Origin of the sequence: Planktothrix serta PCC 8927 (assembly GCF_900010725.2) — a bacterium.
Classification (GTDB): Bacteria; Cyanobacteriota; Cyanobacteriia; order Cyanobacteriales; family Microcoleaceae; genus Planktothrix; species Planktothrix serta.
Genome location: NZ_LR734855.1, coordinates 170,594 through 190,788, shown reverse-complemented (window position 1 = coordinate 190,788; position 20,195 = coordinate 170,594). Strand labels below are relative to the sequence as shown.

Here is a 20,195-nt window from a genome sequence, read left to right as displayed (position 1 = left end):
AGTCATCTTTAGATGACTTTAGCTCTTAGCCCGAACTTTAGTTCAGGGCTAACGTGGGTTAAGTTAACACTCCTTGGGTATCCCCGCCCGCAACAGTCAACAGTCAACAGTCAACAGTCAACTTTTAAATATGAGTCGTGTTATTGTAATTACCTCTGGAAAAGGAGGGGTAGGAAAAACTACCTGTACCGCTAATGTGGGTATGACCTTGGCAAAACGGGGGCATAAAGTTGTCGTCATTGATGCCGATTTTGGGTTAAGAAATTTAGACTTATTGCTAGGTTTAGAAAATCGGATTGTTTATACAGCAATGGAAGTTCTATCGGGGGAATGTCGCCTAGAACAAGCCTTAGTTAAAGATAAACGAGAAGCCCGTTTAGTGCTATTACCTGCGGCGCAAAATCGGATGAAAGAAGCCGTTACGCCGGATCAAATGAAACAGTTAGTGGGAATGTTAGATGGGAAATATGACTATATTTTAATTGATTGTCCGGCGGGAATTGAACAGGGGTTTCAAAATGCGATCGCGCCTGCGAAAGAAGCAATTATTGTCACGACTCCCGAAATTTCGGCGGTTCGAGATGCGGATCGAGTGATTGGTTTATTAGAGGCAAATTCGGTTAAACAAATTCGGTTATTAATTAATCGAATTAAGCCTTTAATGGTGCAAGCTAACGATATGATGTCGGTGCAGGATGTGGAAGAAATTTTAGCAATTCCTTTAATTGGGGTGATTCCCGATGATGAGAATGTTATTGTTTCGACCAATAAAGGGGAACCTTTAGTATTATCAGAAACCCCTTGTCAAGCGGCTCAGGCGTTTACCAATGTGGCGCGTCGAATTGAAGGGGAAAAAGTTTCGTTTTTGGATCTCAATCCTCGTCCAGACGGATTTTTTGCAAAACTGCGTCGTTTATTTTCTTCTAAAGTTGGCTAAATATTTATTTCTCAACTTTTGATCTCGTTGCTTCTGTATTCATCCGGCAAATCCATGAGAATTAATGAACTCCTAGAACGACTTTTTCCCCGAACTCATCAAAGTAGTCGAGAATCGGCTAAACGGCGTCTGAAATTAGTGTTAGCCCATGACCGGGCTGATTTATCCCCCGAATTGGTGGAAGCCATGCGACAAGAAATCATGGAAGTGGTGTCTCGTTATGTGGAAATAGACACCGATGATTCTGAATTTAACTTAGAAAGCGATAACCGAGCAACGGCATTAGTGGCTAATTTACTGATTCGCCGAGTTAAACAAAAGACCTTAGTGATTCCTGAACCTCCTCCTGGGGAAGAATCAAAGATAACGCCAGAAGTTGAGCCCGAACCTCCCAAAGATGAAAAAATCGAGGAACCGCCAACGGTCACACCAGAACCCACCCCAGCTAAGTCGAAGTTAAAAACCCCACCTTCCCCACCAGAGGAAACCCCGGATAGTCTATAGAAAGGGGTTCAGCGTCAATTTTTCCCAGCCAAAAACAACCGACCAAAACCTTACTCGAAAAGGGATTAAGGTTAACTGTTAACAGGTGACTGTTCAGTGATAACCTAAAGGATGGCAATATTAAATTCTTCTAAAGCTTTCCGAGACGAATCGGAACTCGCTTGTATTAACCCATAGGCAAACCCAATGGTCAGCACCGCAGAAAAAACACAAGTAGGCTACGTTACCCAAATCATTGGCCCCGTTGTAGACATCAAATTTCCGAGCGGTCATTTGCCGGAAATTTACAACGCACTGAAAATTAGTGGCAAAAACGAAGTTGGTCAAGATATTTCTATTGTTTGCGAAGTCCAACAACTTCTCGGCGATGGTCAAATCCGCTCAGTCTCCATGAGTACCACCGATGGCTTAGTCCGAGGGATGGAAGTTGTCGATACTGGCGCTCCCATTAGTGTTCCCGTTGGCCCCGCCACCTTGGGACGGATTTTTAACGTTATTGGTGAACCCGTCGATAATTTAGGCCCGGTTCAAACCCAAGAAACCTCTTCCATTCACCGTTCAGCCCCGGCATTTACTCAGTTAGAAACAAAACCCTCCGTGTTTGAAACGGGGATTAAAGTGGTAGACCTATTAGCTCCCTATCGTCGGGGGGGTAAAATTGGTCTGTTCGGTGGAGCCGGAGTTGGCAAAACCGTTATTATTATGGAACTGATTAACAACATCGCTAAAGCTCACGGTGGAGTTTCCGTGTTCGGCGGTGTGGGTGAACGTACCCGTGAAGGGAATGACCTTTACAATGAAATGATCGAGTCCGGCGTGATCAATACCAACGACTTGACTCAATCTAAAGTGGCTCTCGTTTATGGTCAGATGAACGAACCCCCCGGAGCTAGAATGCGGGTGGGTCTATCGGCTCTGACGATGGCTGAGTATTTCCGCGATGTCAGCAAACAAGACGTGCTGCTGTTTATCGATAATATCTTCCGGTTCGTGCAAGCGGGTTCGGAAGTATCCGCGCTGTTAGGTCGGATGCCTTCTGCTGTGGGATATCAGCCCACTCTGGGAACAGAAATGGGTGAACTGCAAGAACGCATCACCTCCACCAAGGAAGGGTCTATTACCTCGATTCAAGCGGTTTATGTCCCTGCGGATGACTTAACTGACCCCGCCCCAGCCACAACCTTTGCCCACTTAGACGCCACCACCGTATTATCACGGGGTTTGGCTTCTAAAGGGATCTATCCGGCGGTTGATCCCCTGGATTCAACTTCGACGATGTTACAGCCGTCGATTGTCGGTAGCGAACACTATAACACCGCCCGGGCTGTCCAATCCACCCTGCAACGATACAAAGAACTACAAGACATCATCGCCATTTTAGGGTTAGATGAACTGTCTGAAGAAGACCGTATGACTGTGGCCCGCGCTCGTAAGATTGAGAAGTTCCTGTCTCAACCTTTCTTCGTGGCGGAAGTGTTCACAGGTTCTCCCGGTCAGTATGTCACCCTGGAAAAAACCATCAAAGGGTTCAATATGATTATGTCTGGGGAACTGGATGACCTGCCAGAACAAGCCTTCTACATGGTCGGAGACATTGACCAAGTGATTGCTAAAGCTGAAAAATTGAAAGGCTAACTTTCATCCGGTGTTGTTGAGCTTTAGCTCTTAGCCCAAGCTCAACAACCCTCATTTTTTGATCTCCAAAATATTTTTTACCGCTTGACAAATGACATTAACTGTGCGTGTAATTGCCCCAGATCGGACGGTCTGGGATGAAAATGCCGATGAGGTGATTCTTCCGAGTACCACAGGTCAACTGGGTATTCTGACGGGTCACGCCCCCCTGTTAACGGCTGTAGATACAGGGGTGCTGCGGGTTCGATTAAAAAATAAATGGACTCCCATTGCCTTAATGGGTGGGTTTGCTGAAGTTGAAGCCAATGAAGTCACGATTTTAGTGAATGGCGCCGAACGGGGTGACTCTATTAATTTAGAGGAGGCTCGTACCGCCTACACCAAGGCTCAAGCTGATTTAGAAGCTTCTGAAACGGGTGATTCTGAAAAAGCCAAAATTCAAGCCAAAAAATCGTTAAAAAGAGCCAGAGCCCGGTTACAAGCGGCTGGTGGTACTGTCGAATAACAAACAAGAAACCGGGTTTCTGCGTTAACCTTTGCTACTAACAGAAAGCTCATTTAAGAAACCCGGTTTCTAACCCCCACCCACGCCTCCAAGAAACCGGGTTTCTGCGTTAACCTTTGCTACTAACAGAAAGCTCAATTGAGAAACCCGGTTTCTGACCCTCACCAGTAATTTAAACCTTTAAAGATAAAGACTCTTTTTTAATTGTTTCTGAATCATGTTGCTGATTTCTAAACTCGGCTAATAAATCAAAGAAATTTTTAAAAGCGTCGGCTTCATCACTAGAATACAATAAAATAATTCTAGCCCAAGATGCGGAAGTATTGACCCCAAATTTAGCTTGTAACCAAGGCTGAAATTGTGCAAATTCTATTTCTTGTTGAGTTTCAGGAAGTTGCATGGCTTCACAGGCGTATTGATAACCACACAAAAACATCAATAAATTATTAATATTAGGACTCCCAATATACATTCCGGGTTTTTGTTTGATTTTTTCGAGTAAGTCGTAGAGGTTTGTCATCTTTATTCCTCCAGAAATATTATAGTTAAAATTTTTCAATTTCTTCTATTATAAACTTTCCACTAGGACAGTCAAAGTCTACTATCCATTCTTCTCTAGTTAATCCGAAAGTAGATAGGTTATCAAAGACTTTACCTCTTGTTTCAATACCATAGTGCGTTCCATTTTGGGTAATTGATATTTGACCATTATCCCAACGCTTACTAACAATAAATAATCCCCGACCTACGAGTTTTATTTTCAAATGGATGCCATTAATTTGATTCGCCTTTAACCAGTTTTTGATAGCAGCAGCACACTCCGCACATTCTAGTAATTTGTATCTTTGGATAATTTTAGCAATTTGTTGATAGATTTGTTCATCGGTAAATTGGGAATTATTGGACATTATTGGGAATTAAGAACATAGATACCAACTTAGGATTTGAATTAGTCTCAATAGAAACATCCTCTGGATCTGAATATCGAGAAAATAATTCGTTTAAAGCTTCTTCTCCCGATATTTCGCCTTGACTAATAAATCTTTCAATCTCGACAGATCCATCATTCAAAAATTCAACTTCCCAACGCTCCCCAGGAAGCGCAACACTCACCATAATCGCCTCATCCCGATGATGAGCTAGAGAATAGCTAATTTCTTGTTGATCTAAATTTTGTAAGAAACCAAGAAACTGATCAAAAATATCATTTTTCATTTATCAAACCTCCGATCACTTAATAATTTGCGAACAACTTTAAAACCCGGAGAGTTTTCAGCAACTCCTTTTTCTATTTCTTCCCAGGTCATCTCACTAAATTCTTCCCAGCTAGGCGCTCCTTGTGGAAGCTGTGCTTGTTTGATACTGCCTTTTTTTAGTTTTAAAATGTCACATACTTTTTGGCCAGAAAACTTATGTACGATTGTTTCACCTCCTTTTCTTTTCCTTTAACTTAATTATATCGAACAGGCATCACCCCCAACTCCAAGAAACCGGGTTTCTACCTTAACTTTTGCTACTAACAGAAAGCTCAATTAAGAAACCCGGTTTCTGATCCTCACCGTTGATTCATATTATGGGGTTGGGCGGGTTGATTTAGGTTAATTATTATTAACAAAAATCCCGGCGAACCCGCCCCTACATTCAATTGATGCCATAAATCGTTACGAAAATCTGTAAGCCTTATATGTTACAGTCTACAAGTCTCGACGCGAGAGAAGATATGTCACCACTCCCCCCAAACACAAAAAACCCCCCTCCCTCCTCAAAAACACCCATCACAGGGAGGTGGCCCACTGGTGCTGTCTGATTGAATTTTAGATCTGTGTAATACAACCAGCTACCTCCTACACGCCAACCCACCTGATCACCAAACTTGTACCAGACTTTACTATCATAACTCCGGGTTCCTCCCAGACTTTGATAGATGCGCTTCTGTACCGAAAAGCCAAAGCGTCCATTGCTATATTTTACCCAAAGTTGGTCAATCGTGCGTAAATCCTCACAGGGAAAATTATCAATATCTTCTTCCCTTAACCATCCTTCCTTTGTTCTCCCGGCGACTTCTAACATTTTATTAGTCGTTTCTTCGTCAGCTTCTTTCCACTTTCCGGCTTTCAAAAATTGTTCTAATTGACGATAATTAACGCCTTTAGCTGACTTTAATTCTATATTGGGTTGGGGAATCTGAAGAGGTTGGGATTGAATATCTAATAATCTCAAAAACTCCGCCATCGTTTGAGGACGTTTTTCCGGTTCTAACCCCAAGCCTTTCAAAATAGCATCATTAATTTTATCACTAATTTTAACAATTTTATTAGGCGGGATTAAGGCTTGATTTTTCAACTTGCGAGTTAAAGCCTTGGTTGGTAATTGTCCCGTAATGGCATAATATAAAGAAGCCGCTAAACAATAAACATCAACCGTCGGTTCCCCACTGCCTTCTAGGAATTGTTCATAGGGGGCAAAGTTTAAATTAGCGGGATGTTTAGAAGTTAGTAGTTTGCGCTTGATTTCCGCAGCCAGTCCAAAATCAATTAACACCGCTGAGGTATTATTTCTTAACATAATATTCCCCGGATGAGCGTCTCGGTGAATAATTCCAGCATTATGAATCATAACCAAAGCATCAGCAATTTGACGAATAATATTAACCGCGTCTGCTTCCGATAACCTACCTTTTGTTTGCACAAATTCCCATAAACTCTGCCCCACAATTAAATCCATGACTAAGCAGTGAAGCCCATTTTCTTCAAATAAATCACTAACTCGGACAATATGGGGATGGGAATTTTGGCAAAGTTTAGCTAAGGTTTTACCTTCTTGAATAAAGCGTTGAACGTATTTAGGATATTCGGGGTCATTTTGTAGACCTGCATTGGGAGTTTTCAGAACAACTTGATGATCTAATTGTAAATGTTTGGCTTTGTAGGTTATTCCAAAACCCCCTTGTCCCAGAATTCTTTCAATAACATAGGGACGTTGACGCAACTGATAGCCCGGTGTCCATGACATAGAATTTTAGAGGTTAGTCAATCTATATTATTGTAAGCGATCGCAGCTTGAAATCAACACCTAGAAACCGGGTTTCTGCAATAACCTTTACTACTAACAAAAAGATCAGTTAAGAAACCCGGTTTCTGACCCTCACCCACACCTCCTCGAAACCGGGTTTCTGTCTTAACCTTTACTACTAACAAAAAGATCAGTTAAGAAACCCGGTTTCTGACCCTCACCGACTGAATTTAATCATGGGAAAGAATTAAATTTAAAACGTTGAGTTCATGGGACATTAAAAAGTATTTATCCGTAAAAAGTTTACCTCTAATTTCGTTGAGACTATAACTTCTAAAGAGTATCCAAGGAAAATCTTTATATTGGTGACCAATGGGTAAAATATTACAGACCGGATAGAGACAACGGATATAAGCGGCTAGAATATCTCTAAATCTTAGATCTTCGGGTTCGGGCTCCTGACTGGTAAAATATTGACGCAGTGCTTCCCCTGTAATTAAAGTGAATAAGGGAATTACATAATATTGATCGAGATATTGACTATTTTGTTCAAATTTTTGGGTTTTATAGGGTTGTTCCAGGAGTAAATTAACTAATTCTATGGCTTCTTTGAGAGCATAACAAATATTTTCTGGATAGGTTGAACTATTTGCAATCCTAGACATTTGATGCAATAATTCCCTATTATTAAAGCTTAAAATTTCCTGTTCTAGTCGCATTTTATATCTTTCTTCTATGAATCTTCCCGTTAGAGGAACAATTAACAAACTCCCATTGATATAACTCGATTGAATTGGGGGAAAATTCAGTAAACCCTCTAAATTATTATTCAGTAATTCTGAGAATTTAGAAGTAAATGAAGTTTGTAATTCTAGGTAAGATAATCCTTGATCTTCTGGAGAAGTATTCCCCATTCCTAAATTAATTTCGACGGAACTCAGCAACGCTTCTAGGCTAGAATATACTGATTTTAACAGAGGGTCATAAGGTCGTCTTGTATGTTCTTTTTTCAGTTGTTTGATCAGGTTACTCATCTTACTGCTAAAGGTTTGACCCGCCGTAAATACAGATTTTCCGCCAATGGGAATCATCATAAAATATTCAGAACCAATGCGTCCTGACCCAAAAATTCGAGTCATGATAGAAGTTTTCAAAATTAGCAAAATATTTAAAATATTTAAAACGCTTTCCTGTCGAGATAATTGTTGATCATCCTTAGAATCAGATGATAATTCTGGATGTTGTTTAGGATAAATGATTACTTGTTCACAGAGATAAAAAACTAGGTGTTTATCTTGATCATCTAAGGTTTTTTCTAGTCCATCTTGATTGTAGCTTCCCCGACCTCGATAAATGACTTGAATGACTTCCATGAGGTTTTTTTCGATTTCAAAACGAGGAATATCAACCAGAATCTGTTTGACTTTAGGAAAGGATAACCCTCGACTCGCTGAAGCGGTCATAAAGATAACTTTAACTTGATTTTTATACTCTGAAATTTTTATTTTTTCGTCTTCAGAAAGATTAGCATGAATTTCTAGGTAGTCTTGATATTGTTCAAATTGGTTTTGGTGTTTACGAATCTTTTCAATCAAATTTGCTAGTCTCTGTTTATCTTGAATATAAATAATAATTTGTTCAGAATTTTGATTATCTAAAAAGTTATTGATATCGGTGATCATTTCCTCTTGAACTTCTTTTTCTAAATCATAATTTTTAATCAGAGAGCTTTCTTCGTTATACCGATTAGATTGAATAAAAACTTTATAAGTAATTTCTAAATTTTTAGCGGGATAGGAATTAGCATTGATGACGGTAGCATTGAATTGATTACTATTAAAGGAAAACGGTTGTATTGATAGGGAAATATCCTCAGATTTTGCCTTTCTAAAAAAGATTTTGTTCGGTTCACTGGTGGTTTCTCCTAAATGTTGTTTAATCACATCTGGATCAACAATTGAAGCATCAGCAACAATAATTTTAGTATTAAATCCAAATGTAGAATTAGTCAAACCATATTGTTTTAAAATCTCACTAATTCGATTCAGAAATTCTGTACCTCCATCATCTCCTGTAATTTCATCAATCATAATCAATAAATGCTTAATTCGACCGGAAATAGCTCGCATTTTTTCAGGAATGGGAATTCCCTCCCTAGAGTTATAAGCATCTTTAAATATTTTTTCAAAATGCTCTAGGGTATCTTGACTATTTTGGGTTTTCTTTAAAGATTGAATCGAAACAGTAGCGACAATATTATTCGAGGTTTGACGATTGATTAGGGTATATATCCCTTGACAAATACTATTTAAAACGCCTCGACTTGAGGAATTTTTAGCTTGAATTTCATCCTCGGTAATTCGATCTAAATTTTTTGAAGGTTTAGTGGATAATAATTCATAATCTTGGGGAATAAAATCTACTCCTTGCTGAGTAAATCTTTTTTTAGAACATTGATTATTAAGATAGTTAACCGTATATTTTCCTTTGTTATTCGCAATTAAAACAGAGGAAGTCGTAATCGCAAAGATTCGATCATCTTCTAATTGTTGATTTTCTGGGTTTTTAAACTTCTCTATAATATCTAAATTAACTTGTTTTCTAGGACTTACATAGAAAAATAAAAATCCTTCATTTAAACACTGTTGAGTTTTAAGAAAGTTAGTGATAGCTGTTGTTTTACCGATACCTGGATTTCCTGTTAAAAAAATATAAGTTACATCGGAGTTCAACGCTTGAGTAATCAGTTCAGCATGAGCTTTTCTGAGGTCAATATTTGGGGTGACTTGCAATTTTGTTGCTAAATCTTGGGGAATTATATCAATAGAGTTGCAAAAACCCTCAATTTTTTCTGAATGAATAATCGGCGTGATCCCGTATTGATTCACTGCTAAGAGTTGATCGATAAACTGTTTACCTTGATTAAAACTTCTGTAAGCATTTCGGTTAATTTTTCTCAGTACATCTCGACGTCCATCTTGAATTTGTTGGTCAGTCGCTTTATATTTATAAATCTCAGCACAAGTTTCTAGTATTTCTAAATTCTCCTGATTGATGGACATAGAACTAATTCCGCGATCGCTATATCCGACAATATTAAATATAACTGAATTAGCTGGGTTTAGTAAATTATGCGATCGCAAAAATTTATAAAAACTATCAACATAACTCCCCGCTTGAATTAACTTTGCAGTTTCTTTATCTTCGCGTTTAAACCCGATAAAATAAGTTTTTAGTTCTTTCGATATATTCAGTTCCGATATTTTTGTATCTAACCCTAAATTAGAAAAAACACTTTTTGATTTTAAATAGCTAATTTCGCTTAATAATAATTTCCTTAAAACTTCGATCTCCTCCAGATCGCCTAAGTTCTGAATCGCTTTAATTGAAAAAATAGAATAATCAATACATAGGATTCTATATTCTCCACGACACTGAATCAAAATTAAAGTATCAGCTTGTAAAAAATTCCCTTTTTGTGAATATTCTTTGACCTGATTAACTTCAAGTGAAATCAATTGAGAAAGGGTTTCATGAATAGCTTGGGGATCAATATTTTTATTATAAGTTCCTAAACTATTATTTCCATCAAAGCAACATTGATAATATAAAATCTCTAAATGTTTTAGTTTATTTTGACTCAATCCCATAGCTTGGATATATTCATCGAGAAATTTCAATCCTGCTAAAAATGCTTTTTTCAAGAAAAATAGACTCCATTTTTCCGCATTTTTTTTATCTTTTTCATCGATAATCTGTTCTTGCTTAACCAGTGCTTTCACGATTTGGGAAAAACTAATATTTTGCAAGTCCTGACGATATAAAGATCCGAATTTATGAGAGAGTTGTTTTTGTTCAATATAGGTCAGCATTCCAATATTAAAACCCACTTCAAATAAGCGACCTAATTCTTGTCCGAGTTTAGATTTAGTCATTTTTATTAATCCTCTTGGGGTACATTTAATATTTTTCTAACTTCTGTCAAAAATGCTAAGGAGTTAAAAACAGTATAACTGTTAATATGATTCAATCTCGATAAAGCACCGACGCTATTGTCTCCAATCAGTTTGGTATAAGGATCAAGTTTTAAGTTAATATTTTTGGCTTGATTACTATCTGCTTCATAGCGAGAAAAATGGAAAAGAGTTAAAAACTGAAGCAATTCGTTTTTTAAAGAATTATCATACATCAACGCCATCCGAATGTCTTTATCATCTAAAATTCCTTCATAAATATTCAGCAAAGTTGCATAGGAAATCACACCGTTATAGTATTTGTCATTTCCGACTTTAATCCCATTAAACAAATTAAAAAATACTACCGCTTGTTTACTGGGGTCTTTGACCAAAGTTTCTAACTCAGAAATATCTTGTATATACAAGGAACTGGCTGGAATTTTGTCTAACTTAACTGCATAATATTTATCAAAAAAGATCGGATATATTTTTAAGTCTTCCCGTTCTCCTTTTAAAGCACGAATTACCGATTTTGACATAAAAAATAGTTCTTCATCTTCTTGTTTTTTGGTCATATTCAATGTATTAGAATAGGGAGATTTAGCAATATATAAGAAGTGTCTGTATCCTTGTTCATAAAGCTGATTAACTTGATCAATTAAAACATCAGGATGACTATGAATTTCTTGACTATTATAATTATCGGAAAAAGTTCCAATCATATACAGTCGAACTTTGCCATCTTTTTGACGCTGAATTCCGATCATTTCTCCCATGAGGTTAGCAATTTTATAATCAGAAGAAGAGGAGCGACTGCGATCGCATTCTCGACTCGATACAACAATAATCGCTAATTTATCCAGTTGGGGCTCGGTAACGGGTTGACTAAACTCAAAGATTTTAGGTAAAATAGAATATAAAGAACTCAGACCGTTTTTGAGTTTAAATGGGTTAACCTTTTTAACACAAAATCCTTGGGAGTTAGAGCGATGGTTTTCGTTAAGTAAATGGGATAATACCGAAAACATAGAGCGCATAAATTTTTCTTCTGGCGCAGTTTCCTGTTGATCACTTAAATGAAGTCTTAAAATGGGGATAAACAACCTGCGTTTTGATCTATCCAGTAAAGTTTTTAAAAGGATATATGCTAATAAAGCAAATGTAAACTGATAAGCAAAAGCTTTTGAGGATTGCAAATTATTTAAAATATTTTCTCTTAATCGTCGATAATTGTAATTAAAAACTAAAAGATTTTGTCCCTTCAAGCTATTTTTAAAAATCTCTCTACAACGGTCATGTTGAGGCGTTAAAACCACAGGAATTGTATAAACATTTCTTAAATCATACTCCATGCTAAAGGTTTGATCATCCTGGGTTGAAAAATAGTGAATTTCACTAATTTGCAGATTAGCAGAAATAGAATAGAGTGCATTATTATCTACATTGGCTCCTCCTACTGAGATATATTTTAAAGCGGCTTTAGGATTATCTTTTAATACCGTTTTGAAAAAAGAGTTATTTCTATTAATCACCGTGTAATCTGTTTCTAAAATACCCTGTTTAACACTAATATGAATCGGATAAGACCTAGAAGGAAAAACTGTTTTTCCTCGCAAAAAATTAGTCAGCATATTTTTAAGTTTATCAACTTTATGATCAATTTTATAAGTTTCTAAACCTGTTTTTATTCCTCGGAAAATTCTTTGTTTTTGGGTTTCATCCGATGCTTGTAAGATCGGTAAAACTTTTTCTTCAAAAATTGTTCTCGGATTGTATTCTAAATCATCTTCTGGATGGTAATTTGGAGTTGATGGATCAATACTAGCAAAGATAAAATAATATAAGAAAGCAATTTTTAAAACTTTTCTAACAAAGTATTCTTTTTTAGAAGCATCTGCTAATCCTTCTTGATGTTCTGGACTATTAGAATCGAGTAAGTTAAGATAATAATTAATAACCGATTTTCCGCCTTGGGTTTGAACTTTACCTGCAAACTTTAACTTTAAACCAAAAATAAATTGTCGTTTTCCTGAATTTTCATCCGTTGTTTCTCCTAAATATCCAACAATTAAGGGAATAATAGGTAATTCCTCAAAGGCTTCAGAGCGAGAGAATATTTCTTTATAATTAACACTAACTCCTGCATAGTTAACTTGGTAATATCCATCCCCTTGATTAATATCATTAATATAATCTTCTATTAACCTTAATCGCCGAATTAAGTCTTCAAGATAAATTAGATCTCGATGTTGTCCTAAATGTTCTTTCAAATATTCTAAATATTGAATTTTAGCTTCCCGTTGAAGTTTACCAATAGTTTCAGTATCCATCAAACATTTTAGCTTATACAGATCTGATTTATTTTTTTCTAAATCTTTACATAAATCTTCAAGGATATAACCTAAATCTTCTTTTTCTTCTTCAGAATCAAACCGCAATTCTATAAAACTTTTTAGACTATTTTTCAACTGTTGATTAAAGTTATTTGTTTTTTCTACGGTAATTGTCAATTTGTGAAACTTTAATACAGAGCTACTTTGATCGGTTTCTTTTTGCAAACTTAATCGCTGTTTGTGTAAATCATCATATTTTTTATCAAATTTATATTGAAACCCCACGTCTTGGGATTCGCCTTGAAATTCTTTTAATTCGATTGCTAAATTATTAATAAAATTTTCTAGGGAAATAGGCTTTTGATCGAGAACAAGAATAGATTCTATCTTTTGTGTTAAAATATCTCTAATCTGTTGAATTTGGGAAATAAAAGCATTTCTTGAACCTGGACTCAAATTTACCGTTGCGGACTTGGCGTTAAACGTCGATCCTCCCAATGGATTAGCAATATTTAACTCGGAAACTTGAGCCGCAATTTCGTCAATATCAATTAGTAATCGTTTACCATCTTGGGAGAGATTTAAGGGATTTTTAACTTGTTGATTTTCTAATACTTGTAAAATTTTAGTTAACAAATCACCATAATCCACGCGAACTAAACCATTGTCCCCTTCTTCTAAAATATTAACCATCTTGACTCCTCTGATTTCTGGATAGAACCATTATAAATCAGAGCTAAAATTTTAGTGAGCTTGTGGTCTGTTAACGATGAAGGAACATTAGAATTTACGAGGGTTGGTAGTCCTTGGTAAGGTGGTCGTGTAAGATTTTGGCTCTCCTGCCCTAAACTGAAGGAGTTTTCAGGGATTTTTCTTATAAGATGGAGAAAGCATTGCATTACAATATGGCAGGTTCAGCCATTGGTTGTGCGGCATCATCATAACTGGTGAAACTACCCAACGAGAAGATTAATTTGATGGCACGTCTCAATCACTCAACCCTTCGTCGGCTCCAAAATTTACCCCAAATTCCCAGTGTGTGGGAAGGGGATCGACGTCCCATGGCGACGGATACCAATCCCAGTATTGACACAGACTCCGAAACGCCAGGCGAATGTATTATTTGGGTGGACGGTTCTCAGGGGATGGTGCGAGCAATGGATATGGTTCCAACGGATATGGGGCCAGAAGCAATTGTGCGGACGTTACTGCGAGCAATGGAACACCCCCAAAGTCCAGCACCGATCGCTCGTCCTCAAAAAATCGTGGTTAAAGATCGGGAAATTCAATTTTTCCTGCGGGGTGTTCTCCAAGATTTAGAAATAGTGATTGAATATGTACCGGATTTACCTCTAATTGATGAAATTTTTCGAGGGTTGCAAGAAGTCGCTGAAAGTCGTCCCCCTCAACTTCCTCCCCAATATGCGGAAGTCGTGACGGAAAAAGCCTATCAAATTTGGCAAGATGCGCCTTGGGAACGGTTAGGGGAACATCAAATTATTTCGATTGAATTAAATCTATTTGGGATTGATACCTTATATATTTCTACCTTGGGGAAACTGGGGATGGATTATGGGGTATTATTATATCGTTCTTTAGAATCGTTAAAACGGTTTCGGGAACGAGTTGTGAAAAATAAATCCTATGACAATTTAGAAGAAGCCTTTTTAACTCAAGATTGTCTGTTTGTAACGTTTGATCGAGGCGATGGTTTTGATCAAGATGAGGATGAAGATGACGATGATTTCATTAATATTGCCAGTTTACCCCCCTCGGAAATTGAACCCAATTTTGGTAATCTTCATCCCTTAGAAGGATTACGTTCAATTCTCTATGATGAGGAAGCTGCGGTTGTTTTAGTCGCGTTAGAAGCACTGCATCGATTTTTACGCGATAATCGTCAAAAATTAGTTCACTATCAATTTCCTAGTCTCAATCGTCGGTATCGCATTCCGATTAATTTACCCGATGGCGAGAAAAAACAGGTTTCGGTAAAAGTGGAAACTTTACCGGATATTGCTGATGAATTAGCCGCAATGACCTCGGATGATGAATCAGAAGATGAAGAATTGGAAATGGAAGTTCCTCGGTTACGCGATGATTTAGTCCCGCCTAAATCCTTCTTAAGTTTGGGGGTTGTTCCTTGGGAAACTGCCAAATATTTGCGAACTAATACCCAATTTCATCAAGCCGCAGAAGGGGAAATTCCAGAAGTTGGGGATGGTTTACCTGTGGTTGTGATTCAAACTTCTAAACCCAAAGCAGAAATGCTGATTCGCAGTTTACAAGCGGCTGGAGGATTAGAAGGAATTTGTTTTAATCCCGGTGAAGACCCGACAGTGGGCCGGAATTATGATTTAGGAATTCTGAAAACAGAAGATGGGGATTTACATTTATTTGGAGAGTTTATCGAAGATGATCCGGTTCATCAAGAAGCGCGTAAAAAATGGGAACAACGTTGTAAAAAAACTAAAGGTTGGTGTGGTTTAATTATTGCTATGGGATTAACCGGGGCTTCACGGGGTCAACCTCAATTTAAGGATATGATGGCATTGTTAGAAGTCCGTTCTATTCCGCCCCAAGATTTGGGTTTAGGGCCATTACAATTAATTCCCGCACCGTTTTAACTTTTGAGGGGGTTTGGGGGAAACACTTTGATCAGTGGTGGGCGTCTTCTGGCTCCCATTTTTGATAAAATATTAGGAATACAGAAGGCCGATCAAAACGCCATTATTTTTTGATCCGTTTAAAACATCACAAAAGGAGTCAGGCGAACCCATGACACAAGCGACTCAAACCCCAACCCAAGGGGTTCAAATGACGGAAGCAGCCATCAAGCAAGTTCAATTTCTGCGTGAAAAGCAAGGAAAAGATCTTTGTCTGCGGGTGGGAGTCCGCCAAGGCGGTTGTTCTGGAATGTCCTATTTGATGGATTTTGCTGACCCAAGCACCATTCGAGAGGATGATGAAGCCTTTGATTATCAAGGGTTTAAGGTCGTTTGCGATCGCAAAAGTTTACTCTACATTTATGGCCTAGTCCTCGATTATACGGATGATCTGATTGGGGGTGGGTTCCAGTTTACCAATCCCCAAGCCACTCAAACCTGTGGCTGTGGTAAATCCTTTACGACCTAAGATTCAAGAAACTGGGTTTCTAGCAGGGAACAGGGAACAGGGAACAGGGAACAGGGAACAGACAGGTTCATAGGGGTGTACGGTTTAGGTTAGTTTTATAGACCGTTTACCCCCTTTAGATTAAAATTAAAGGTTGGCAATTTGCGATAGGTGATGGATTAGGCAGAAATAGCCCAGTTTATAACCTATCGCTCTATTTTGAATATTCAACGAATCATGACAACTCCAGAAGAATTATTTAAGGAAGGTTTTGAACGGTATCAAGCGGGTGAAGACCCAGAAACGTTGATTCCGGTGTTTAAAGAAATTTGTAATCGCGCGCCCAAAAATAGTAATGCTTGGACGAGTTTAGCGTGGTTATATCTGTTAACAGATAAACCGAAATTAGCCTATAACGCGGCGAAATCTGCTGTTAAACTTAATCCCCATGATCCGCAAGCGAGAGTGAATTTGGCTACGGCGATGTTGGATTTAGGAAAATCGGGGGTGCGTTCTCACGTTGAACTCGCGGCTCAATTGGTGTTAGTGGATACAGATTGGCAGCAGGAAATCACCAAAAATTTTGAAGATGGATTAACCCGCAAACCTGACTGGAAATCCTTAATAAAAGTTAAACAATGGTTGTTTGAAGGTTAGAGAATTTTTACCTAGTTTTGCCAATCTGATTGCATAATTAGGTAATTACTCACAAAAATTAAACGGATGTTTAAATAGGTTGGGTTGCGGTGAATCGACGGAAAATGACTGTTAATGACTATAAATCCATGATCTCTTAGGAAGTATTGAGAAAACGCAACAAAAAATTACATAAATTAACAAACAAAGACGAAAAACAGTGATAATATTTGGTAACTTCAGTAATTAACTATCATAATCAGCCGTTCACAAAACAACTTGATAACAAACTAAGGAGATGAGATGACTATGGATAGCCAAGTTTATGTCAAAGCCGAAACTCGCAACCACAAAGGCTTTTTTGTTAAACAAGGAGCCTATAAATTGAAAAATATTGACGAATCTGGTTGGGCATTGATCTGCGTTGATGATACCGTTTGTTATTACGTTGATCCTGATAACTTAGATACAGAAGATTCGGAGGAAACTGTCGAATCTTGATCTTAGGTATCTTACACGATCTTAGAATAAAAATTCTATACAAAAAAGTAAAAATGCCTAGCTTGCCATGCTGTCCTAATTGATCGGGGACAGCTATTTTTTTTGTTAGCAGTAGAGACGTTGCATGCAACGTCTCTACACAGTCAACAGTCAACAGTCAACAGTCAACATTTAACGTTGATTGCGAAGACGGGGATTGAGAAAATCGTTTAATCCTTCTCCTAATAGGGATAAACCTACGACCATGATTGTTAATGCTAAACCAGGGAATAATGTTGTCCACCAAATTCCAGTCGGTAACGCTTCTAATGCAATTCTTAAATCATGTCCCCATTCGGGAACTTCATCGGGTAAACCTAATCCTAGAAATCCTAATCCGCCTAATGTTAAAATTGCATCCGCCGCATTCAGCGTAAATAATACCGGAACACTTTGGATCACATTTAAAAATAAATAACGAGTTAAAATTGTCCAGGTATTTGCTCCCAATGCTTGCGCCGCTTCAATAAATAATTCCGTTTTAACAGAAGTCGTATGATTGCGAACGACGCGATAATATTGAGGAACATAAGCGACACTTAAGGCGATCGCAGCATTCAAAACCCCTTTTCCCACCACAAACGCTAAAGTAATCGAAAGTAATAATCCGGGTAACGTATAAATCGTATCCATTAAAAACAATAAAACCCGATCTATTTTCCCTCCTAAATATCCACTCACCATTCCCAAAGGAACCCCAATTCCCACACTCAAAAGCGTTGCTAATAACACCACTTGCCAAGCAACTTGAGTTCCAAATAACGTTCGAGAAAATACATCATATCCTAAACGACTGGTTCCAAACCAATGTTGAGGAGAAGGAGGTTGATGTATCGGGTTAGACAGAAATTCCGTAGGGCTTTGTATCCATCCCCAAATTGAAAATAAGGGCGATAATAGGGCGATTAATAAAAATAAAATTGTCAGGACTAATCCACAAAAGGTCATAGCCGTTGATACCGAAGGAACACGAAACCCCCTTAAAGGGCGAAAAGATGTAACACTCATTCAATTTAAAATCTTGTATTTGAGATTAGATTACCAAAAAAAGCCACAGAGGGAGATAGTCAACCGTCAACCGTCAACAGCCAACAGTCAACAGCCAACAGTCAACATTCAACACCTGATAAACATGGGTGCAAATCAATGTGATAATGCTTATTATTCACCCCCTAAACAGGGGACGCAGTTTTTAAACTGCGCGTCAAACTTCCTCCGCGAGTTAAAACATCGCGGTTTCCGTTCTCCAGTAAGGTTGAGATGACTCAAATTTCCTCGAACCCTGATGTTCCCAGCATGGGGCGTCGTCAATTCATGAACTTACTGACCTTCGGTTCAGCCACAGGCGTTGCTCTGGGTGTGCTGTATCCGTTTGTCAAATATCTTCTGCCTCCGGCTAGTGGTACCGCAGGCAGTGGCGTTACGGCTAAAGATGCTCTGGGTAACGATATTATCGTTAGTGAATTTTTATCCACCCATAAACCCGGCGATCGCGTTTTAGCCCAAGGCTTAAAAGGCGATCCCACCTACATGGTGGTAGAAGGCGATGCTGCTTTAGCGGACTATGGAATTAACGCCGTTTGTACCCACTTAGGGTGTGTTGTCCCTTGGAACAACAGCGAAAACAAATTTATGTGTCCCTGTCACGGTTCTCAATATGACGCGGCGGGTAAAGTCGTTCGTGGCCCAGCCCCCTTATCCTTAGCATTGGTTCACGCCACTGTTGCGGATGACAAATTGAGCTTTACGACTTGGACAGAAACCGACTTCCGCACGGGCGAAAATCCCTGGTGGTCTTAATAAATTTTAGATATAGCAGTTGCCAATACGGTTAGGACAGAGACGGATGCTGAAACCAAGGGCTGTGAAGTCTTTTCCTCCGATGTTCCCTGTTCCCTGTTCCCTGTTCCCTGTTCCCTGCTATACAAGGATTTTGGATTTTAGAGCAACATCTGAAATCTAAAATCTGTGATGATTGATTCTGTTGACTTTGACCAGAAATAGAACAATAGTAATGCAACCAATTGATCAATTAGTAAAAATGCCTCGTTTGCGGGCTTGGAAAATCCTTTGGGTTACCGTAGCAACGGTTGCTTTCTTCCTAACCAGTGATTTTGCCTTCCCCCAGTCAGCAGCGGCTTATCCTTTTTGGGCGCAAGAAACGGCTCCCTTAACTCCGCGTGAAGCGACGGGACGAATTGTTTGTGCGAACTGTCACTTAGCTGCAAAGCAGACAGAAATTGAAGTTCCCCATTCCGTTCTACCGGATACTGTTTTTAAGGCTGTTGTTAAAATTCCTTACGATACCAACCTTCAGCAAGTGACAGCCGATGGTAGCAAAGGCGGTTTAAATGTTGGTGCAGTGTTAATGCTCCCCGAAGGCTTTAAGATTGCTCCAGAAGATCGCATTCCTGAAGAATGGAAGGAAGAAATTGGTGATTTGTACTTCCAACCCTATCGGGAAGATCAAGACAATGTGGTAATTGTCGGGCCCTTACCTGGAGAAGAATATCAAGAAATTATCTTCCCGGTGTTGTCTCCTAACCCCGCAACGGATAAATCCGTTCACTATGGTAAATTTGCTATTCATGTCGGCGGAAACCGAGGTCGGGGTCAACTCTATCCGGCTGGCAATTCTAGCAATAATAACCTTTATAAAGCCTCTGTTGCTGGAACAATTACCCAGATCACAACGGAAGCAGAATCGGGTTCTCAAGTTACCATTCAAAAGGCTGACGGTCAAATCGTTGTCGATGAAATTCCCCTTGGCCCTCAGTTAATTGTCTCTGAAGGTCAAACGGTTGCAGCCGGTGAGGCTTTAACCGATAACCCCAACGTTGGTGGCTTTGGTCAGCATGATACCGAAATCGTTCTGCAAAGTTCCTCTCGCGTTCTTGGGTTAATTGCGTTTATCGCCTTGGTGATGTTAACTCAAGTGATGCTGGTGATGAAGAAGAAACAAGTTGAGAAAGTTCAAGCCGCTGAAATGAACTTCTAAACTTTGAATCATTTTCATGATTTCA

17 protein-coding genes are annotated in these 20,195 nt (G+C 38.6%); 10 read left to right on the top strand and 7 right to left on the bottom strand.

The genetic code is table 11. From position 1 onward, the window contains the following. Positions 1 to 130: 130 nt before the first annotated feature. From minD to atpC, 4 genes are all read left to right on the top strand, one after another. Positions 131 to 937, top strand: a complete 807-nt coding sequence (gene minD, locus PL8927_RS08140) for a septum site-determining protein MinD (protein WP_083619551.1) — start codon at positions 131 to 133, stop codon at positions 935 to 937. Positions 938 to 991: 54 nt separating this feature from the next. Beyond that, entirely contained in the window at positions 992 to 1,441 is a 450-nt protein-coding gene (gene minE / locus PL8927_RS08135) for a cell division topological specificity factor MinE (protein WP_083619510.1), read from the top strand. 186 nt (positions 1,442 to 1,627) lie between these two features. Further along, complete coding sequence (gene atpD / locus PL8927_RS08130; protein WP_083619507.1) at positions 1,628 to 3,076, top strand: F0F1 ATP synthase subunit beta; 1,449 nt, start codon at positions 1,628 to 1,630, stop codon at positions 3,074 to 3,076. Between the two features lie 91 nt (positions 3,077 to 3,167). Beyond that, positions 3,168 to 3,581 carry an ATP synthase F1 subunit epsilon gene (gene atpC, locus PL8927_RS08125; protein ID WP_083619505.1) on the top strand — a complete coding sequence of 138 codons (414 nt, stop codon included), beginning with the start codon at positions 3,168 to 3,170 and terminating at the stop codon, positions 3,579 to 3,581. 172 nt (positions 3,582 to 3,753) lie between these two features. Here the strand turns inward: atpC and PL8927_RS08120 are convergent, their stop codons facing one another. From PL8927_RS08120 to PL8927_RS08095, 6 genes are all read right to left on the bottom strand, one after another. Next, entirely contained in the window at positions 3,754 to 4,101 is a 348-nt protein-coding gene (locus PL8927_RS08120; protein ID WP_083619502.1) for a hypothetical protein, read from the bottom strand. Between the two features lie 25 nt (positions 4,102 to 4,126). After that, positions 4,127 to 4,489 carry a papain fold toxin domain-containing protein gene (locus tag PL8927_RS08115; protein WP_083619499.1) on the bottom strand — a complete coding sequence of 121 codons (363 nt, stop codon included), beginning with the start codon at positions 4,487 to 4,489 and terminating at the stop codon, positions 4,127 to 4,129. Continuing rightward, positions 4,479 to 4,796, bottom strand: a complete 318-nt coding sequence (locus PL8927_RS08110; RefSeq protein ID WP_083619496.1) for a hypothetical protein — start codon at positions 4,794 to 4,796, stop codon at positions 4,479 to 4,481. Before PL8927_RS08110 ends, PL8927_RS08115 begins: the two co-directional genes overlap by 11 nt. A gap of 465 nt (positions 4,797 to 5,261) precedes the next feature. After that, positions 5,262 to 6,593 (bottom strand): serine/threonine-protein kinase, encoded by a 1,332-nt coding sequence (locus PL8927_RS08105; RefSeq protein WP_083619493.1) that lies wholly within the window; start codon positions 6,591 to 6,593, stop codon positions 5,262 to 5,264. A gap of 230 nt (positions 6,594 to 6,823) precedes the next feature. Next, positions 6,824 to 10,528: a helicase-related protein gene (locus tag PL8927_RS08100; RefSeq protein WP_083619491.1), complete on the bottom strand. Its 3,705-nt coding sequence runs from the start codon at positions 10,526 to 10,528 to the stop codon at positions 6,824 to 6,826. Between the two features lie 5 nt (positions 10,529 to 10,533). Continuing rightward, positions 10,534 to 13,575 (bottom strand): hypothetical protein, encoded by a 3,042-nt coding sequence (locus PL8927_RS08095; RefSeq protein WP_083619488.1) that lies wholly within the window; start codon positions 13,573 to 13,575, stop codon positions 10,534 to 10,536. A gap of 284 nt (positions 13,576 to 13,859) precedes the next feature. Here PL8927_RS08095 and PL8927_RS08090 point away from each other — a divergent pair, with 284 nt between their 5' ends. The 4 genes from PL8927_RS08090 (at position 13,860) to PL8927_RS08075 (ending at position 17,133) form a co-directional block, all read left to right on the top strand. Beyond that, positions 13,860 to 15,509, top strand: a complete 1,650-nt coding sequence (locus PL8927_RS08090; RefSeq protein ID WP_083619484.1) for a DUF6930 domain-containing protein — start codon at positions 13,860 to 13,862, stop codon at positions 15,507 to 15,509. Between the two features lie 151 nt (positions 15,510 to 15,660). Then, positions 15,661 to 16,017: a HesB/IscA family protein gene (locus PL8927_RS08085; RefSeq protein ID WP_083619481.1), complete on the top strand. Its 357-nt coding sequence runs from the start codon at positions 15,661 to 15,663 to the stop codon at positions 16,015 to 16,017. A gap of 216 nt (positions 16,018 to 16,233) precedes the next feature. Further along, a complete protein-coding gene (locus PL8927_RS08080) occupies positions 16,234 to 16,653 on the top strand; it encodes a tetratricopeptide repeat protein (RefSeq protein WP_083619478.1) in 420 nt (139 codons plus the stop codon). 282 nt (positions 16,654 to 16,935) lie between these two features. Continuing rightward, complete coding sequence (locus PL8927_RS08075; protein WP_083619475.1) at positions 16,936 to 17,133, top strand: hypothetical protein; 198 nt, start codon at positions 16,936 to 16,938, stop codon at positions 17,131 to 17,133. A 171-nt stretch (positions 17,134 to 17,304) separates the two neighbouring features. Here the strand turns inward: PL8927_RS08075 and PL8927_RS08070 are convergent, their stop codons facing one another. Beyond that, positions 17,305 to 18,120 carry an ABC transporter permease gene (locus PL8927_RS08070; protein WP_407947389.1) on the bottom strand — a complete coding sequence of 272 codons (816 nt, stop codon included), beginning with the start codon at positions 18,118 to 18,120 and terminating at the stop codon, positions 17,305 to 17,307. A gap of 312 nt (positions 18,121 to 18,432) precedes the next feature. Between PL8927_RS08070 and petC the strand changes: the two genes are divergently transcribed. Both petC and petA read left to right on the top strand, forming a co-directional pair. Beyond that, positions 18,433 to 18,972, top strand: coding sequence for a cytochrome b6-f complex iron-sulfur subunit (petC, locus tag PL8927_RS08065; protein WP_083619470.1), 540 nt, complete (start codon positions 18,433 to 18,435; stop codon positions 18,970 to 18,972). Between the two features lie 241 nt (positions 18,973 to 19,213). Then, positions 19,214 to 20,170, top strand: coding sequence for a cytochrome f (gene petA, locus PL8927_RS08060; protein WP_407947388.1), 957 nt, complete (start codon positions 19,214 to 19,216; stop codon positions 20,168 to 20,170). Positions 20,171 to 20,195 lie beyond the last annotated feature (25 nt).

Coding starts and splice junctions, on each gene's coding strand:
- minD (WP_083619551.1), top strand. CDS start 131: ATGAGTCGTGTTATTGTAATTACCTCTGGAAAAGGAGGGGTAGGAAAA.
- minE (WP_083619510.1), top strand. CDS start 992: ATGAGAATTAATGAACTCCTAGAACGACTTTTTCCCCGAACTCATCAA.
- atpD (WP_083619507.1), top strand. CDS start 1,628: ATGGTCAGCACCGCAGAAAAAACACAAGTAGGCTACGTTACCCAAATC.
- atpC (WP_083619505.1), top strand. CDS start 3,168: ATGACATTAACTGTGCGTGTAATTGCCCCAGATCGGACGGTCTGGGAT.
- PL8927_RS08120 (WP_083619502.1), bottom strand. CDS start 4,101: ATGACAAACCTCTACGACTTACTCGAAAAAATCAAACAAAAACCCGGA.
- PL8927_RS08115 (WP_083619499.1), bottom strand. CDS start 4,489: ATGTCCAATAATTCCCAATTTACCGATGAACAAATCTATCAACAAATT.
- PL8927_RS08110 (WP_083619496.1), bottom strand. CDS start 4,796: ATGAAAAATGATATTTTTGATCAGTTTCTTGGTTTCTTACAAAATTTA.
- PL8927_RS08105 (WP_083619493.1), bottom strand. CDS start 6,593: ATGTCATGGACACCGGGCTATCAGTTGCGTCAACGTCCCTATGTTATT.
- PL8927_RS08100 (WP_083619491.1), bottom strand. CDS start 10,528: ATGACTAAATCTAAACTCGGACAAGAATTAGGTCGCTTATTTGAAGTG.
- PL8927_RS08095 (WP_083619488.1), bottom strand. CDS start 13,575: ATGGTTAATATTTTAGAAGAAGGGGACAATGGTTTAGTTCGCGTGGAT.
- PL8927_RS08090 (WP_083619484.1), top strand. CDS start 13,860: ATGGCACGTCTCAATCACTCAACCCTTCGTCGGCTCCAAAATTTACCC.
- PL8927_RS08085 (WP_083619481.1), top strand. CDS start 15,661: ATGACACAAGCGACTCAAACCCCAACCCAAGGGGTTCAAATGACGGAA.
- PL8927_RS08080 (WP_083619478.1), top strand. CDS start 16,234: ATGACAACTCCAGAAGAATTATTTAAGGAAGGTTTTGAACGGTATCAA.
- PL8927_RS08075 (WP_083619475.1), top strand. CDS start 16,936: ATGACTATGGATAGCCAAGTTTATGTCAAAGCCGAAACTCGCAACCAC.
- PL8927_RS08070 (WP_407947389.1), bottom strand. CDS start 18,120: ATGACCTTTTGTGGATTAGTCCTGACAATTTTATTTTTATTAATCGCC.
- petC (WP_083619470.1), top strand. CDS start 18,433: ATGACTCAAATTTCCTCGAACCCTGATGTTCCCAGCATGGGGCGTCGT.
- petA (WP_407947388.1), top strand. CDS start 19,214: ATGCCTCGTTTGCGGGCTTGGAAAATCCTTTGGGTTACCGTAGCAACG.